This is a genomic window from Pantoea allii (genome assembly GCF_046529425.1).
GTDB lineage: Bacteria > Pseudomonadota > Gammaproteobacteria > Enterobacterales > Enterobacteriaceae > Pantoea > Pantoea allii.
Window position 1 is genome coordinate 2252227 of record NZ_CP125958.1, and the last position, 16228, is coordinate 2268454.

Sequence of the window (16228 nt, forward strand, 5' to 3'; positions counted from 1 at the left end):
CCTCTCATTGGCAAAAGTTATTCAATTGTTATCGAACAAGATAATAATTTATGGATTTACTTAGCGTGTTAATGGTTAACCTCTTGTTTTGATTAACCATGCACAAAGAGATGATATTAAAGCTAAATTTTTTTTATCATTTTTTTAACATAGAAGAGTGATCCCGATCGGTTTTTGCGGCCGTTCACCGGGCATTATGTGATTGTGATCAATGACTGATGTAAATCATGGCGGTCAATTTCAGGTAACGGAACTGGAAAGGGCGCGTGAAGCGTAATCGAAAATTTACATTTATGGCCGACAGGTTGGGGTAAACAGGCGCGTCAGAGATCGCATTTTTGCCGAAACCGACCCAACAGCGCGCTCGCGGCAAGCGGAATTCTGAGGTGCGACGGACGAGGGTTTAACGGTATTGGGCAAGAGGCTCATGTAACGATCGGGTGACAGGCTGACGATCAGGTTTACAGATTTATGCCGAAAAGATGCTGGTCAGACAGGCACCCCGTCCGACCTCTGCTGAATAGCATATAATAAGGTTACCAGTCTATTCCCTGCTGGGCCTGAATACCGGCGTCAAAAGCATGTTTCACCGGCCGCATTTCCGTGACGGTATCAGCCATATCCAGCAGGGTGCGATGGCATCCACGGCCGGTAATAATCACGCTTTGCTGAGCAGGGCGCTGTTTTAGGGCAGTGACCAGCTCGTCAAGGGGCAGATAATCCATACTGACCATGTAGGTGATTTCATCAAGAATCACCAGATCCAGGCTGCTATCACACAGCATGCGCTTCGCATGCTGCCAGACGGCAAGGCAGGCATCGGTATCGGTCTGGCGATTTTGTGTCTCCCAGGTAAAGCCGGTAGCCATCACCTGAAACTCAACACCGTGCTGTTCCAGCATGTTGCGCTCGCCATTTGGCCACTCACCCTTGATAAACTGGATGGCCGCGGCGCGCTTGCCATGTCCACAGGCGCGTAACGCGGTGCCAAAAGCGGCGGTGGTTTTGCCTTTGCCATTGCCGGTAAATACCATCAGGATACCTCTGACTTCACTGGCTGCGGCAATGCGGGCATCCACCTGTTCCTTTAAACGTTGCTGACGTTGCTGGTGGCGTTCGTCCGTCATTATTCAGCTGCTCCGGGTTTTCTGCCCGGCTGAGCATCAAAGCTCATACCGGTTTTACGGCGACTGTCGTCACCCATTAAATAGAGGTAGAGCGGCATAATATCGGCAGGCGTTTTAAGTTTACTGGCATCTTCCTGCGGAAACGCACTGGCGCGCATTTTTGTGCGCGTGCCGCCGGGATTGATGCAGTTGACGCGTAACGCGTGGTTTTTATATTCATCTGCCAGCACCTGCATCATGCCTTCGGTCGCAAATTTTGATACCGCATAAGCGCCCCATCCCGCACGACCGGTACGGCCCACGCTGGAGGTGGTGAAGACCAGCGATCCACTTTCTGATTTCAACAGCAGCGGTAGCAGGGCCTGGGTAAGGAAAAAGGTCGCATCAACGTTAATCTTCATGACCTGTTGCCAAACCTGCGGATCAAGGTCCGCCAGCGGCATGATTTCTCCTAAAATGCTGGCGTTATGTAATACGCCATCCAGATGCGAAAACTGTTGCGCCAGTTGCCCGGCCAGTTGATGGCACTGCTCTGGCGTTGCATCAGACAAATCAAATACCACCGAGTGCGCCGGGCGCTGATTCAACTGGCCAATCGCCTCTTTGGTGTGCTGCAGCTTTTCCGCGCTACGGCCCAGTAAGATGACTTCAGCCCCATAGCGAGCGTAGGTCAGGGCCGCTTCCCGGCCAATGCCGTCAGAGGCACCGGTGACAAGAATCAGGCGATTCGCGAGTAGATCATTTTTAGGTTGATAGTGCATGTTGGGAGCCTCCCGCAACGTGAGGGTTTCACGCTTTATGCCTCAATTCATGCCATGACGCAATTGGCAATAAGTACATTCTGTGCCAGGTGCTGGCATTTCAGGCGACGGGTCTGGATAAACCAGTTAAACTAACCGTTTGTCAGTAATCCTCTGTTTAATAAGGCGACACGATGGATCTTCTTTTGAGTTATGGACTGTTTTTAGCAAAAGCGGTGACGGTGGTGATTGCCATTGCAGCTATCATAATGATTGTTGTTAACGCCGCACAGCGCAAACGTCATCAGAGTGGGCAACTCCGCCTGACGCGACTGGGTGATGACTACACCAAAATGAAAGAAGAGCTGCAGCTTGAGAAAATGAAACCTCAGGCTCAAAAGCTGTGGTTAAAAAACAATAAAAAGGCCGAAAAACAAAAGGCCAAAGCAGAGAAACGCGCAGCGAAGCAGGGCAACCAGGAAACCACTAAACCCACGCTTTACGTTCTGGACTTTAATGGCAGTATCGATGCCAGCGAAGTTAAGTCATTACGTGAAGAAGTGTCTGCGGTACTCGCCGTTGCTCAGCCGGGTGATGAAGTGCTACTGCGGCTGGAAAGCCCGGGTGGCATGGTACACGGTTATGGTCTGGCGGCGTCGCAACTGCAACGCCTGCGGGATGCCGGCTTAAACCTCACCGCTGCCGTTGACAAAGTGGCCGCCAGCGGAGGATACATGATGGCTTGTGTTGCCAGCCAGATCGTTTCCGCCCCTTTTGCGGTCATCGGCTCGATTGGCGTCGTGGCGCAAATCCCCAACTTTAACCGCCTGCTTAAGCGTAACGACATTGATGTTGAGCTACATACGGCGGGTCAGTATAAACGCACTCTGACGCTGTTTGGTGAAAACACGGAAGAAGGGCGGGAAAAGTTCCAGCAGGATCTGAATGAAACGCATCTGCTGTTTAAGCAGTTCGTGCATGAAATGCGCCCGTCACTGGATATTGACAAGGTGGCAACCGGTGAGCACTGGTACGGACGCCAGGCCCTGACGCTGGGCCTGGTCGATCGCATCTCTACCAGTGACGACCTTATTATTCAGCATATGGATAAATATACCGTGCTCGGGGTTAACTATGTGCGCCGCCGTTCAAGGATTGATCGCCTGACTCATAGCGCGGGGCATGTCCTGGAACGCTTAATGCTGAAGTGGTGGCAACGCGGTGACAAACCGCTGTTATAAGGGAAACCCGGCCAAGGCCGGGTTTTTTTATATCAGGTGGTAGCGGGGCGACAGTTCAACCGCGAGGTGTTTAAAGAGATTAAAGACGGCAGTGGTTTTTGCCGTTGGCAGTCCTTGCGCATCCAAAAAATAGGGGCCACGGAAAACGAGGACATCACCCTGTTGACTGACCGCATCGGCTTTGATGTCGGCGAGATAATCATCATGTTGTACAAGCAGCCTATTGGCGATCTCCAGTAGTGCCTGAGATGAAATACCCTGGGTCTGATTGTGCATGTGTCGGCTCCTTTTTGACAGTCTGTTAATTCTTTCTATATTACTTGCGTACCGCGTTGTTCGACAAACCGCCGTGAGGGGTAAAAAAGCGGCTTTACTCACAGCAGATGCTAATTAAGTTGCGTAACAGATTTTATCAGGTACAGTGTGGGCGTTTCAGATTCCAGGGATATTGCACCGGGAAGTGCGATTAAGTCAGGGAGAAAAAGCGATTTTTATCATAACGTTGCATGAGCTGTTTTCACTGACCAGAGATTGAGCCCCACGACCTGAAATGAAAAACAGGCGTAGCAAAAGTGAACCTCATGGGTTTTTGGGCATCCAATCCTCTCCCGTAGAGCAGGACGTATTCATTAGGTAAAGGTAAATATGGGTAAAGCACTCGTTATTGTTGAGTCCCCGGCAAAGGCCAAAACAATCAATAAATACCTCGGCAGTGGCTACGTGGTGAAATCCAGCGTGGGCCATATCCGGGATCTGCCGACCAGTGGTTCAACCGCCAAAAAAAGTGCTGAAACCTCGACAGATAAAAAAGTCAAAAAAGTAAAGAAGGACGAGAAGGCCGCACTGGTCAGTCGTATGGGCGTCGATCCCTATCACGGCTGGGAAGCGGACTATCAGATTCTGCCAAATAAAGAGAAAGTGGTTGCTGAACTAAAGGCTTTAGCCGAGAACGCTGACCACATCTATCTCGCAACGGACCTTGACCGCGAAGGGGAAGCCATTGCCTGGCACCTGCGGGAAGTGATCGGTGGCGATGACAAACGCTTTAGCCGCGTGGTGTTTAATGAGATCACCAAAAACGCGATTCGTCAGGCCTTTGAAACGCCGGGCGAGCTGAATATTGACCGTGTGAATGCGCAACAGGCCCGTCGCTTTATGGACCGTGTTGTGGGTTATATGGTTTCCCCTTTGTTGTGGAAAAAAGTCGCCCGTGGCTTATCGGCCGGTCGCGTTCAGTCGGTTGCCGTGCGATTAGTGGTCGAGCGCGAGCGCGAGATCAAAGCCTTCGTTCCTGAAGAGTACTGGGAACTCAACGCCAACCTGACCACACCGAAGGGCGACGACCTGGCGATGGAGGTCACCCACGCGGGTGATAAACCCTTCCGTCCGGTCAATCACGAACAGACACATGCCGCACTGGCGCTGCTTGAAAAAGCGCGTTTTGAGGTTACCGATCGTGAAGATAAGCCAACCAGCAGCAAGCCTGGCGCACCTTTTATCACCTCCACGCTGCAGCAGGCCGCCAGTACGCGCCTGGGCTTCGGCGTAAAAAAAACCATGATGATGGCACAGCGACTCTATGAAGCGGGCCACATTACCTATATGCGTACTGACTCGACCAACCTGAGTCAGGATGCGGTTTCCATGGTTCGCGGCTATATCGACGGCAATTTCGGTAAAAAATATCTGCCGGACAATGCCAATACCTTTGCCAGTAAAGAGAATTCACAGGAAGCGCACGAAGCGATTCGTCCTTCTGATGTAGAGGTTGTGGCCGATCAACTTAAAGACATGGAAGCGGATGCACAGAAGCTGTATCAGCTCATCTGGCGTCAGTTTGTTGCCTGCCAGATGACGCCTGCACAGTATGATTCGACCACGCTGACGGTAGCCGCGGGCGATTACAAACTCAAAGCGAAAGGGCGTACGCTGCGTTTCGATGGCTGGACCAAAGTTATGCCGGCACTGCGTAAGAACGATGAAGATCGCACATTACCGCCGGTTAACGTGGGTGACGAACTGAGTCTGCAGGCGTTGTTGCCAAGCCAGCACTTTACCAAACCACCGGCGCGCTTCAGTGAAGCCTCCCTGGTGCGTGAACTGGAAAAGCGCGGTATTGGTCGTCCGTCAACCTATGCTGCCATTATCTCCACCATTCAGGATCGCGGCTATGTCAGGTCTGAGAATCGCCGTTTTTATGCTGAGAAAATGGGTGAAATCGTCACCGATCGTCTGGAAGAAAACTTCCGCGAGCTGATGAATTACGATTTTACCGCGCATATGGAAAGCAGCCTCGATGAGGTCGCTAACAATCAGGCGGAATGGAAAGCGGTGCTCGATCGCTTCTTCTCTGACTTCAGTCAGCAGCTGGAACAGGCGGAAAAAGATCCCGAAGAAGGTGGGATGCAGCCTAACCAGATGGTATTAACGACCATCGACTGCCCAACCTGTGGCCGCAAAATGGGCATTCGCACTGCCAGCACCGGGGTTTTCCTTGGCTGCTCAGGTTATGCATTGCCGCCGAAAGAGCGCTGTAAGCAAACCATCAATCTGATTCCTGAAAATGAAGTCCTGAATATTCTGGAAGGCGATGATGCTGAAACCAATGCGTTACGCGCACGTCGCCGTTGCGAGAAATGCGGTACGGCCATGGACAGCTACCTGATTGATAACGGACGCAAACTGCACGTTTGTGGTAACAACCCTGAATGCGATGGCTATGAAATCGAAGAGGGCGAGTTCCGAATCAAAGGTTATGACGGTCCCATTGTTGAGTGTGAAAAGTGTGGTTCTGAAATGCACCTGAAGATGGGGCGTTTTGGTAAATACATGGCTTGTACCAATGATGAGTGCAAAAACACGCGCAAGATATTACGCAATGGTGACGTCGCGCCGCCGAAAGAAGATCCGGTACCCTTGCCTGAACTGCCGTGCGAGAAGTCGGATGCCTATTTCGTGCTGCGTGATGGTGCTGCAGGTGTTTTCCTGGCCGCCAACACGTTTCCAAAATCACGCGAAACCCGGGCACCCTTGGTTGAGGAACTGCAACGTTTCCACGATCGCCTGCCTGAGAAGTTGAAATACCTTGCTGAGGCGCCAGCGACCGATCCGGAAGGGAATAAAACCCTGGTCCGTTTTAGCCGCAAAACCAAACAGCAGTATGTTGCTTCCGAAAAAGAAGGCAAAGCCACAGGATGGTCAGCGTTCTATATTGACGGCAAATGGCAGGAAGCGAAAAAGTAATTCCCCTAAAGGCCAGCGCCCGCTGGCCTTTTTCTTGCCTTATATCAATCCGTTCTACAGTGGTACTTAAAATGCTATAGTGGTTATAGCATTTCCGATCCCTTCTTACTGCTCAGCCATACTTCACCCGCCTGGGCGACAGTACGTCAGCCGGGGATGCGACTCTGTAACCGACCAGGATAAAAACAGATATGAAATTACAGCAGTTGCGCTACATCGTAGAAGTCGTTAACCACAATCTTAATGTCTCGTCGACAGCAGAAGGTCTCTACACCTCGCAGCCTGGGATCAGTAAACAGGTGCGTATGCTGGAAGATGAACTTGGCGTACAAATTTTTGCCCGCAGCGGTAAGCATCTCACCCAGGTGACGCCGGCGGGTGAAGAAATAATTCGTATCGCCCGTGAAGTGCTCTCTAAAGTCGATGCGATTAAGTCCGTGGCCGGTGAACATACCTGGCCCGATAAAGGCTCGCTGTATGTGGCAACCACCCATACGCAGGCACGTTATGCACTGCCCGGCGTGATTAAAGGGTTTATCGAGCGCTATCCGCGCGTCTCACTGCATATGCATCAGGGGTCACCGACGCAAATTGCCGAAGCAGTTTCAAAGGGTAATGCCGATTTTGCGATTGCCACAGAAGCGCTGCACCTGTACGACGACTTGATCATGCTGCCGTGCTATCACTGGAACCGGGCTATTGTCGTCACGCCCGATCATCCCCTGGCAGGCAAAGGGCAGGTGACCATTGAGGAACTGGCCGATTTTCCGCTGGTCACTTACACCTTTGGTTTTACCGGACGCTCAGAGCTGGATACCGCCTTTATGCGCGCGGGCCTGACGCCGCGTATCGTCTTTACCGCGACAGATGCGGACGTGATAAAAACTTACGTCCGGCTGGGATTAGGAGTCGGCGTTATCGCCAGTATGGCAGTGGACCCTGTCGCTGATCCTGATCTGGTCAGAATTGAAGCCTCTGAAATCTTCATCAACAGCACCACCAAGATTGGATTTCGCCGCAGCACCTTCCTGCGTAGCTACATGTATGACTTTATCCAGCGCTTTGCGCCGCATCTGACGCGCGATGTGGTGGATACGGCGGTGGCGCTGCGTTCTAACGACGATATTGAAGCCATGTTTAAGGATATAAAGCTGCCGTTTAAGTAACTGGTAGGTGCAATCCATTAGTCTCAGGCTGCTTAGTGCAGCCTTTTTTTTGTTTGAACGTTAGCGCCATGCTTAGGTTGAAAAGTTTTATTATTTTTTTGTTAATGCTGTGTCGATCACATGTTTAAAGTTTGCTGTATCTTAAATGCGAATTACGACACATTTTTGACGTGATACCTTTGCGACTCGCCAGGATAATTCCCATACTCCAGTTAAGCCTTGACGGTAAAGCGTTTATTCAGGGGCCGCAGAAAGAGGGGTTTAGTAATGGCTGGATCTAAAGTTAAATTAACTCAAATTTTTGTGACCGCGATTCAGGTTTATTAATAATAAGTAATTAATCGTTACTTAAGTAATTTTAACCGTTTTGATAAATTGCGTTAATCGTTTTGTGCAATAAAAATTACTGGATTTTTGGCCTTAACGGGTTTAGGATTCTTCCTAAATCTTAATCGATGTTATCAATCGTTTTGTTGAGAGTGATTATCAAAAACTATGACTACGAGACTGACTGTAGACCCGGGTTTCCCGGTTAAAAGCACCAAGGTTAAGCGCTCAGGTAACACTCGTCGCAACGCCTGGTTGACTGTATTCGCTGCCTCAGCGCTGTTCTGGGTTGTTGTAGCATTAATGATTTGGCGCATTTGGGGTTAAGCCATGTGGGCAAACGCACTCTGCCATAAGCACACGACCACCACTCGTCAGCACCGTCTCTCTGGCTACAAAGCAAAAGAGCCGGTTGCAAAGGCGGAAAAAGTGTCTATCCCCGAAAACTGGGATTTAAACGATTATCAACGTAATTTCATCGAGTCTTTTCTGGACCCGAAAGCAAAATAATTAAACATCGCTCTTTTCTTTTAGACACATCTTCTGTCATTCAGGCTGCTTAATTAAGCCCTTTTCACACACAGTATAAACGATGACATCCCATAAAAAGGATGGTTGTACGGCTTTTTATTGCCCATTCGGCGCAGGAGTAATCTTATGAATATGATTAAAATGACCTGGTTCAGTGCCTATGCTTTCTCCTTTACCGTGTGGATGACCGCGTTTTGGGCTGCCCTGTAATATAACGATTCCGGTTTATAAAAAATGCCTCGTAATTTTACGAGGCATTTTTGTTTGCGTCAGATTGTAGCAATTGGTGTTGTAATCAAAACGTTAACAGAAAAGTGGTCTATCTTTATACTAAACCTTGTTGTCTCTGAGGTTTAAAGACCATGATTATAAAGGAGGAGCTATGTCGTTAACACTACGCGAGCAGAGTCAGGAAACACTGCAGGTAGATAATCAAAACTATCACATCTTCAGTCTACCTCGCGCATCACAACATCTGGGCAACATTGACCGCTTGCCCAAGTCCATGAAAGTCCTGCTCGAAAACTTGTTACGTTGGCAGGATGGCGACTCTGTTACGGCAGAGGATATTCAGGCTCTCGTCGACTGGCAGAAAACAGCCCATGCCGATCGTGAGATTGCCTACCGTCCGGCACGTGTATTAATGCAGGACTTCACCGGTGTGCCGGCGGTGGTCGATCTTGCCGCTATGCGCGAAGCGGTTAATCGCCTCGGTGGTGACGTGGCGAAAGTGAATCCACTTTCACCTGTCGATCTGGTTATCGACCACTCGGTAACAGTGGACCATTTTGGCGACGATGAGGCTTTTGAAGAGAACGTGCGCCTGGAAATGGAACGCAACCACGAACGTTACGTTTTTCTACGCTGGGGCCAAAAGGCCTTTGACCAGTTTCGTGTCGTACCACCAGGTACCGGTATCTGTCACCAGGTGAATCTGGAATACCTGGGTAAAGCTATCTGGCAACAAAAAATTAACGGCGAAAACTATGCCTGGCCCGATACGTTAGTCGGCACCGATTCTCACACCACGATGATTAATGCCCTTGGCGTACTGGGATGGGGCGTGGGCGGGATAGAGGCCGAAGCCGCCATGCTGGGGCAGCCCGTCTCCATGCTGATTCCCGACGTGGTCGGTTTCAAACTCACCGGTAAACTGCGCGCCGGAATTACCGCGACCGACCTGGTGCTGACCGTTACGCAAATGTTGCGTAAACATGGCGTCGTCGGCAAGTTCGTCGAGTTCTATGGCGATGGTCTGGCTGACCTGCCGCTGGCGGACCGCGCGACCATTGCTAACATGGCACCAGAATACGGCGCGACCTGCGGATTCTTCCCGGTTGATGAAGTGACGCTGAGCTATATGACGTTAACCGGCCGCGATGCGGAGCAGGTGGCGTTAGTCGAACACTATGCTAAACGTCAGGGCCTGTGGCGCAACGCTGGCGACGAGCCCATTTTCACCAGCAGCCTTGCGCTGGATATGAATGAGGTAGAGTCAAGCCTTGCCGGTCCTAAGCGCCCGCAGGATCGTGTGTCGCTGGGCGATGTGCCTGCCGCTTTTGACGCCAGTAATGAACTTGAAGTCAATCACGCACAAAAACCACATAAGCAGGTTGAGTACACCGACAGCGCAACCGGGCTGACGCATACGCTGACCGATGGCGCAGTAGCTATTGCGGCGATCACCTCCTGTACCAATACCTCGAACCCCAGCGTCCTGATGGCCGCAGGCTTACTGGCGAAAAAAGCGGTAGAGCGTGGTTTAAAACGTCAGCCGTGGGTGAAAGCGTCCCTGGCACCAGGCTCCAAAGTGGTGTCCGACTATCTGGCCGTCGCGCAGCTTACGCCGCACCTTGATAAACTGGGTTTCAACCTGGTGGGCTACGGCTGTACCACCTGTATTGGTAACTCGGGTCCGTTGCCGGATGAAATTGAGTCTGCGATTAAAGAAGGCGACCTGACGGTGGGGGCGGTGCTGTCGGGCAACCGCAACTTTGAAGGGCGAATTCATCCGTTGATTAAAACCAACTGGCTGGCCTCTCCACCGCTGGTGGTCGCCTATGCGCTGGCAGGTAATATGAAGATCAACCTGCAAACCGAACCGCTTGGACAGGATCGTGATGGCAAGCCAGTCTTCCTGAAAGATATCTGGCCGTCACCTGAAGAGATTGCGACCGCCGTACAGCAGGTGACCAGCGATATGTATCATAAGGAGTACGCGGAGGTCTTTGACGGCACGCCAGAGTGGCAGGCAATCAAGGTGAGTGAAGCGGCAACCTATGACTGGGATGAAGGTTCCACCTATATTCGTCTGTCACCTTTCTTTGATGACATGGAGAAGGAACCTAAACCGGTTAAAGATATTCATGGCGCGCGCCTGCTGGCGATCCTTGGCGACTCGGTTACCACCGACCACATTTCGCCTGCCGGTAGCATTAAAGCCGAAAGTCCGGCGGGTCGTTATCTGCTGTCGCACGGCGTTGAGCGCAATGATTTTAACTCCTATGGTTCACGTCGCGGCAATCACGAAGTGATGATGCGCGGTACGTTTGCCAACATCCGTATTCGAAATGAAATGGTGCCCGGCGTTGAAGGTGGCTATACCAAACACTATCCCAGCGGTGAACAACTGGCCATTTACGATGCTGCGATGAAATATCAGGCTGAGGGCGTACCTTTGGCAGTGATTGCGGGGAAAGAGTACGGGTCGGGTTCCAGCCGTGACTGGGCTGCGAAAGGGCCGCGTCTGCAAGGCGTTCGCGTGGTTATCGCCGAATCTTTTGAGCGTATTCATCGTTCCAACCTGATTGGTATGGGCATTTTACCGCTGGAATTCCCACAGGGTGTCACGCGTAAAACCCTGGGTCTGAAGGGGGATGAATCGGTGGACGTTGAAAATCTGTCTCAGCTTAAGCCGGGATGTACCGTTTCGGTTACGTTAACGCGAGCTGATGGCAGTAAAGAGACGCTGGATACGCGCTGCCGCATTGATACCGGTAATGAGCTGACCTATTACCGCAACGACGGCATCCTGCACTACGTCATTCGCAACATGCTTAACTAATAAGACAGCCGGGGCGACCCGGCTGTTTCATTCAGGCCTTAGGCAACAGATGGCCCATTTTTTCTGCTTTAGTATCAAGATAGTGCGCATTTTCAGGATTGCGCCCCACAACCAGCGGCACGCGCTCAACAATGTTAATCCCGGCTTCGCTGAGAATCTCGACTTTGCGCGGATTGTTAGTCAGCAGACGAACTTCATTCACGCCGAGTAACTTGAACATATCCGCGCACAGGGTGAAGTCACGCTCGTCAGCGGCAAAACCCAACTGATGATTGGCTTCAACGGTGTCGTATCCCTTATCCTGTAAAGCATAGGCACGAATTTTATTCAGCAGGCCAATATTGCGACCTTCCTGGCGGTGATAAAGCAGTGCACCACGGCCTTCTTCCGCAATGGCATTCAGCGCAGCTTCAAGTTGGAAGCCACAATCGCAACGCAAACTGAACAGCGCATCGCCAGTCAGACACTCGGAATGGACGCGAGCCAGCACTGGTTGATTATCATTAATATCGCCAAAGACCAGAGCAACGTGGTCATGACCGGTTGCCAGTTCTTCAAAACCTACCATCAGGAAATCTCCCCATGGCGTTGGCAGTTTGGCTTCTGCCACCCGTTTAAGCTGCATGTGACTCTCCAGAACCCTCAAAGGATGCACTATCATCATAATAGTGCACAGGCCGATGCGGCCTGACAAACGAGGAATATTGTGCCACAACCGCGAGGCAGGCTGTTAATCTGTGTAAACGATTGTTGTGATAAAGCACGATTATCTAATCTGAAAAGGTTATGTTATTCTTTTTTAAGCTAAAGTTATGCTTTTGTTATAGGTTTTCACCAGGAGAAAGGAAAAGGGATGGTTAACATCTTTCAACGTACGCTGGCAGGAATGCTGCTGCTGCTCATTATGCCTGTTGCGGTCGGCTTGTCCGGTTGGCAGTGGCAGCCTGGCGAAAGTAATACGTTTCTTAAGATCTTGTTCTGGATGACGGAAACGGTCACGCGGCCCTGGGGTATGCTGACCAGCCTGGTGTTAAGTGCCTGGGTGATGTGGTGCCTGCGTTTCAGGCTTAAACCGGCGCTGCTGCTGCTGTTGATCATGAACGCTACGATTTTAGCTGGCCAGTACACGAAATCCTTTATCAAAGAGCAGGTGCAGGAACCGCGCCCTTATGTTGTCTGGCTGGAGAAAACCCACGGGCTGGATGATAAGACCTTTTACCAGTTGAGCCGCGAGCAACGTGGCCAGCGCGTCACCGAGCTGATCGCGGATGAGTCGCACATTCCCGGCTGGCTGAAAAAACACTGGGCGTTTGAAACGGGTTTTGCTTTCCCATCCGGACATACCATGTTTGCCGCCAGTTGGGCCTTGCTGGTCATCGGCTTGTTATGGCCGCGTCGGCATTATAAAACCATCGTGCTTGTCGGCGTCTGGTCTGTGGCCGTAATGGGCAGTCGCTTGCTGCTGGGTATGCACTGGCCGCGCGATCTGGCCGTTGCCACTTTCATTTCCTGGCTGTTGGTTGTCCTGGCGACCTGGCTCGCCCAGCGCTTCTGTGGCCCACTGAGCTTGCCGCCAGAAGAACAGCAAGAGGTCGCTGAACGGGAGCAAGGATTGTAATTGCAACATTCAGCACCATATCTTTATCTTGAGATTGAGCAAAAGCGCGTCATCTGATGCTGCCAGGAGCAGTATTTTTGCCGTAATTTTGGCATAATTCTTTTCGACTACCTCACAACGGGATGCACTGTGAAATATTTGCTGATTTTTTTAGTGGTTTTGGTCATTTTTATCATTTCCGTGACCCTTGGCGCGCACAACGACCAGGTTATCACCTTTAACTATCTGCTGGCGCAGGGCGACTTCCGTATCTCCACCTTACTGGCAACCCTTTTTGGTGTTGGCTTTTTGCTGGGATGGGTTATCTGCGGGCTCTTCTGGTTACGTATTCGCGTCTCTCTTGCCAATGCGCAGCGTAAAATTAAGCGTCTGCAGGCGCAGGTCGATCAGAGCACGCCAGGCACAAGTGGTAAACCGCTGCCGCCGGCTGTGCAGGAATAAGCCTCCATGTTAGAGCTGCTGTTTCTGTTACTTCCTGTCGCCGCTGCCTATGGATGGTACATGGGCAGACGCAGTGCGCAGCAGGACAAGCAACAGGAATCAAACCGCCTGTCGCGTGATTACGTGGCGGGGGTAAACTTCTTACTCTCCAATCAACAAGATAAAGCGGTCGATCTGTTCCTTGATATGCTCAAGGAAGACAGCGGCACCGTTGAAGCCCACCTTACGCTTGGCAATTTGTTCCGTTCCCGGGGCGAGGTTGATCGCGCGATCCGCATCCATCAGTCCTTAATGGAAAGCGCATCACTGAGCTACGAACAGCGCCTGTTAGCGATTCAGCAACTGGGGCGGGACTACATGGCGGCAGGCCTTTACGACCGTGCCGAAGACATGTTCAAACAGCTGACGGATGAGACGGATTTTCGTATTGGCGCGCTGCAACAACTTCTGCTTATCCATCAGGCGACCAGCGACTGGCAGCAGGCTATTGACGTCGCTGAGCGGTTGGTGAAGCTGGGTAAAGACCGGCAGAAAGGTGAGATTGCCCATTTTTATTGTGAACTCGCCCTGCAGGCGATGAGCAGCGACGACCTCGACAGAGCCATGACGCTGCTGAAAAAAGGGGAGTCGGCCGATCGGCAGAGCGCCCGCGTCTCTATTATGATGGGCCGTATCCTGATGGAAAAAGGGGAGTACGCAAAAGCCGTCGAGCATTTGCAGCGCGTTCTGGATCAGGATAAAGAGCTGGTCAGTGAAACGCTTCCAATGCTGGAGACGTGTTTTCAGCGCCTCAACCAGCCTGATGCCTGGGCAGAATTCCTTAAGCGTTGTGTTGACGAGAATACAGGTGCTGCAGCGGAGCTTTATCTTTCAGAGATTCTGGAGCGGCAGCAGGGCGCCGAAGCCGCGCAAAACTACATTAATCATCAGTTACAACGTCACCCCAATATGCGCGTCTTTCATCGCCTGATGGAGTTTCACCTGCACGAGGCAGAAGATGGGCGTGCAAAAGAAAGCCTGATGGTGCTGCGCGATCTGGTTGGCGAACAAATCCGCACCAAGCCACGCTATCGCTGCCACAAATGCGGCTTCACGGCGCATGCGCTTTACTGGCACTGTCCTTCATGCCGGACCTGGTCATCCGTTAAACCGATTCGCGGACTCGATGGACAATAGCCCCGAAGCGCTGGCGTCGGTCGCTGCTTTTTAGTTACAACATACTATCGGCATTTATTCAAAATAACAGTCCAGCTCCGTGCGCATATCGCTTAGCAGAACAACAGGGATTGTGATGCGAAAAGCAGGCAGGTAGAATGCGTGCCGTTTGTCTAACGCGCCAGCAGGTGCCTACTGCAGAGGAAATAGCATGGCCTTATCCCAGACTTCGCCGGTGGTAGTGGCGCTTGATTACCACGATATGAATAGCGCGCTGCACTTTGTCGATCAGATAGAGCCGGGCAGTTGCCGCCTGAAGGTGGGCAAAGAAATGTTCACCTTGTTTGGCCCGCAACTTGTGAAAACCCTGCAGCAGCGTGGATTCGACATCTTTCTCGACCTGAAATTTCACGATATCCCCAATACCACCGCTCGTGCGGTTGCCGCCGCCGCCGATCTCGGTGTCTGGATGGTGAACGTTCACGCGAGCGGCGGGGCACGTATGATGAATGCCGCCCGTGAAGCGCTGCTGCCATTTGGTCAGCAGGCGCCTTTGCTGATTGCCGTTACCGTCCTGACCAGCATGGATGCCGATGACTTATTGGGCCTTGGGATCACCGTGTCACCCGCAGAGCAGGCTGAGCGACTGGCAAAACTGACGCACGAATGCGGACTTGATGGCGTGGTCTGTTCGGCACAGGAAGCCGCGCGGTTCAAACAGGTTATCGGTCATGATTTCACGCTGGTTACGCCAGGAATCCGGCCCCTTGGTAGTGACGCAGGGGATCAACGTCGCGTCATGACGCCGCAACAGGCACGGCTTGCTGGCGTGGATTATATGGTAATAGGACGTCCTGTTACTCAGTCCGCGGACCCCGCAGCGACGCTTAAGGCGCTACTGCAGGATTTGGAGACGGTAAAATGAGCCGTGATAACCCTTTAGTCTATTCTACGGACGCAGGTCGCCTTACTCAGTCCGAGCCAAAGGCAGAACGTCCTAAAGGTGACGGAATTGTCCGTATCCAGCGCCAAACCAGCGGACGAAAAGGCAAGGGCGTTTGCCTTATTACCGGCGTGGATCTGGATGAATCAGCGTTGAATCAGCTGGCCGCTGAACTGAAGAAAAAATGCGGTTGCGGCGGCGCGGTAAAAGAGGGTGTGATTGAAATTCAGGGCGACAAACGTGACTTATTAAAAAGCCTGCTGGAAGCCAAAGGGATGAAGGTCAAACTGGCAGGGGGATAAAAAAAACCGGGCTACAAAGTAGCCCGGCTTGTTATGTAGATGCGCTGCGTAGCCGTTATTATTTATTGTAATGCGGTTCTTAGTGAACCTGATGACCGATGATACCACCCACTGCTGCACCGCCGACGGTACCCAGCGCGCTGCCGTTGGTTAATACAGAACCCCCAATTGCACCGGCACCTGCACCGATTGCGGTGTTACGGTCACGCTTAGACCAGTTTGAACAGCCACTTAACGCCATAACCAGCGTGGTTGCTAATACAACAGCGGTCATTTTTTTCATTGTAATTGTCATAAACTTCTCCTTTATTGTGTATGCAGAGGCAACAC

16 protein-coding genes are annotated in these 16228 nt (G+C 51.6%); 11 read left to right on the forward strand and 5 right to left on the reverse strand.

Annotated features, from left to right (window positions below; genetic code table 11):
* Positions 1–536 precede the first annotated feature (536 nt).
* A complete protein-coding gene (cobO, locus tag QNH99_RS10670) occupies positions 537–1127 on the reverse strand; it encodes a cob(I)yrinic acid a,c-diamide adenosyltransferase (protein WP_063879773.1) in 591 nt (196 codons plus the stop codon).
* Positions 1127–1888, reverse strand: coding sequence for a YciK family oxidoreductase (locus tag QNH99_RS10675; RefSeq protein ID WP_063879772.1), 762 nt, complete (start codon positions 1886–1888; stop codon positions 1127–1129). Before QNH99_RS10675 ends, cobO begins: the two co-directional genes overlap by 1 nt.
* Before the next feature lie 173 nt (positions 1889–2061).
* Here QNH99_RS10675 and sohB point away from each other — a divergent pair, with 173 nt between their 5' ends.
* Positions 2062–3108 (forward strand): protease SohB, encoded by a 1047-nt coding sequence (gene sohB, locus QNH99_RS10680; protein WP_283355721.1) that lies wholly within the window; start codon positions 2062–2064, stop codon positions 3106–3108.
* Between the two features lie 27 nt (positions 3109–3135).
* Here sohB and QNH99_RS10685 read toward each other — a convergent pair whose 3' ends face one another.
* Positions 3136–3384, reverse strand: coding sequence for a YciN family protein (locus tag QNH99_RS10685; RefSeq protein ID WP_096010528.1), 249 nt, complete (start codon positions 3382–3384; stop codon positions 3136–3138).
* A 369-nt stretch (positions 3385–3753) separates the two neighbouring features.
* Between QNH99_RS10685 and topA the strand changes: the two genes are divergently transcribed.
* From topA to acnA, 5 genes are all read left to right on the forward strand, one after another.
* Positions 3754–6351, forward strand: a complete 2598-nt coding sequence (topA, locus tag QNH99_RS10690) for a type I DNA topoisomerase (protein WP_063879769.1) — start codon at positions 3754–3756, stop codon at positions 6349–6351.
* Positions 6352–6542: 191 nt separating this feature from the next.
* Positions 6543–7517 carry an HTH-type transcriptional regulator CysB gene (gene cysB / locus QNH99_RS10695; protein ID WP_063879768.1) on the forward strand — a complete coding sequence of 325 codons (975 nt, stop codon included), beginning with the start codon at positions 6543–6545 and terminating at the stop codon, positions 7515–7517.
* Positions 7518–8012: 495 nt separating this feature from the next.
* Positions 8013–8171, forward strand: a complete 159-nt coding sequence (locus QNH99_RS10700) for a YmiA family putative membrane protein (protein WP_074181023.1) — start codon at positions 8013–8015, stop codon at positions 8169–8171.
* A gap of 3 nt (positions 8172–8174) precedes the next feature.
* Entirely contained in the window at positions 8175–8354 is a 180-nt protein-coding gene (locus QNH99_RS10705) for a hypothetical protein (protein WP_283355719.1), read from the forward strand.
* A gap of 403 nt (positions 8355–8757) precedes the next feature.
* Positions 8758–11439 (forward strand): aconitate hydratase AcnA, encoded by a 2682-nt coding sequence (gene acnA, locus QNH99_RS10710; protein ID WP_096010530.1) that lies wholly within the window; start codon positions 8758–8760, stop codon positions 11437–11439.
* 31 nt (positions 11440–11470) lie between these two features.
* Here acnA and ribA read toward each other — a convergent pair whose 3' ends face one another.
* Positions 11471–12064, reverse strand: a complete 594-nt coding sequence (gene ribA, locus QNH99_RS10715; protein WP_256852645.1) for a GTP cyclohydrolase II — start codon at positions 12062–12064, stop codon at positions 11471–11473.
* 228 nt (positions 12065–12292) lie between these two features.
* On the opposite strand from ribA, the gene pgpB reads away from it, so the two are divergent.
* The 5 genes from pgpB to yciH all read left to right on the forward strand — a co-directional run bounded on the left by pgpB (position 12293) and on the right by yciH (position 15898).
* Positions 12293–13057: a phosphatidylglycerophosphatase B gene (gene pgpB / locus QNH99_RS10720; RefSeq protein WP_410517650.1), complete on the forward strand. Its 765-nt coding sequence runs from the start codon at positions 12293–12295 to the stop codon at positions 13055–13057.
* 129 nt (positions 13058–13186) lie between these two features.
* The gene (locus QNH99_RS10725; protein ID WP_063879764.1) at positions 13187–13498 is read left to right on the forward strand and encodes a LapA family protein; all 312 of its coding nucleotides are present in this window, start codon (positions 13187–13189) and stop codon (positions 13496–13498) included.
* A 6-nt stretch (positions 13499–13504) separates the two neighbouring features.
* The gene (lapB, locus tag QNH99_RS10730) at positions 13505–14674 is read left to right on the forward strand and encodes a lipopolysaccharide assembly protein LapB (RefSeq protein ID WP_063879763.1); all 1170 of its coding nucleotides are present in this window, start codon (positions 13505–13507) and stop codon (positions 14672–14674) included.
* A 190-nt stretch (positions 14675–14864) separates the two neighbouring features.
* Entirely contained in the window at positions 14865–15578 is a 714-nt protein-coding gene (gene pyrF / locus QNH99_RS10735) for an orotidine-5'-phosphate decarboxylase (protein ID WP_063879762.1), read from the forward strand.
* A complete protein-coding gene (gene yciH, locus QNH99_RS10740) occupies positions 15575–15898 on the forward strand; it encodes a stress response translation initiation inhibitor YciH (protein WP_096010533.1) in 324 nt (107 codons plus the stop codon). The genes pyrF and yciH overlap by 4 nt, the downstream gene beginning before the upstream one ends.
* Before the next feature lie 79 nt (positions 15899–15977).
* On the opposite strand, the gene osmB is transcribed toward yciH, so the two are convergent.
* The gene (osmB, locus tag QNH99_RS10745; RefSeq protein WP_063879760.1) at positions 15978–16193 is read right to left on the reverse strand and encodes an osmotically-inducible lipoprotein OsmB; all 216 of its coding nucleotides are present in this window, start codon (positions 16191–16193) and stop codon (positions 15978–15980) included.
* Between the last annotated feature and the right edge of the window lie 35 nt (positions 16194–16228).

What these genes read in the sequence shown, in the direction of transcription:
- QNH99_RS10675 (WP_063879772.1), bottom strand. Translation starts at nt 1,888, where the DNA reads ATGCACTATCAACCTAAAAATGATCTACTCGCGAATCGCCTGATTCTT.
- cobO (WP_063879773.1), bottom strand. Translation starts at nt 1,127, where the DNA reads ATGACGGACGAACGCCACCAGCAACGTCAGCAACGTTTAAAGGAACAG.
- topA (WP_063879769.1), top strand. Translation starts at nt 3,754, where the DNA reads ATGGGTAAAGCACTCGTTATTGTTGAGTCCCCGGCAAAGGCCAAAACA.
- QNH99_RS10705 (WP_283355719.1), top strand. Translation starts at nt 8,175, where the DNA reads ATGTGGGCAAACGCACTCTGCCATAAGCACACGACCACCACTCGTCAG.
- sohB (WP_283355721.1), top strand. Translation starts at nt 2,062, where the DNA reads ATGGATCTTCTTTTGAGTTATGGACTGTTTTTAGCAAAAGCGGTGACG.
- ribA (WP_256852645.1), bottom strand. Translation starts at nt 12,064, where the DNA reads ATGCAGCTTAAACGGGTGGCAGAAGCCAAACTGCCAACGCCATGGGGA.
- QNH99_RS10700 (WP_074181023.1), top strand. Translation starts at nt 8,013, where the DNA reads ATGACTACGAGACTGACTGTAGACCCGGGTTTCCCGGTTAAAAGCACC.
- acnA (WP_096010530.1), top strand. Translation starts at nt 8,758, where the DNA reads ATGTCGTTAACACTACGCGAGCAGAGTCAGGAAACACTGCAGGTAGAT.
- pgpB (WP_410517650.1), top strand. Translation starts at nt 12,293, where the DNA reads ATGGTTAACATCTTTCAACGTACGCTGGCAGGAATGCTGCTGCTGCTC.
- pyrF (WP_063879762.1), top strand. Translation starts at nt 14,865, where the DNA reads ATGGCCTTATCCCAGACTTCGCCGGTGGTAGTGGCGCTTGATTACCAC.
- osmB (WP_063879760.1), bottom strand. Translation starts at nt 16,193, where the DNA reads ATGACAATTACAATGAAAAAAATGACCGCTGTTGTATTAGCAACCACG.
- QNH99_RS10685 (WP_096010528.1), bottom strand. Translation starts at nt 3,384, where the DNA reads ATGCACAATCAGACCCAGGGTATTTCATCTCAGGCACTACTGGAGATC.
- lapB (WP_063879763.1), top strand. Translation starts at nt 13,505, where the DNA reads ATGTTAGAGCTGCTGTTTCTGTTACTTCCTGTCGCCGCTGCCTATGGA.
- yciH (WP_096010533.1), top strand. Translation starts at nt 15,575, where the DNA reads ATGAGCCGTGATAACCCTTTAGTCTATTCTACGGACGCAGGTCGCCTT.
- cysB (WP_063879768.1), top strand. Translation starts at nt 6,543, where the DNA reads ATGAAATTACAGCAGTTGCGCTACATCGTAGAAGTCGTTAACCACAAT.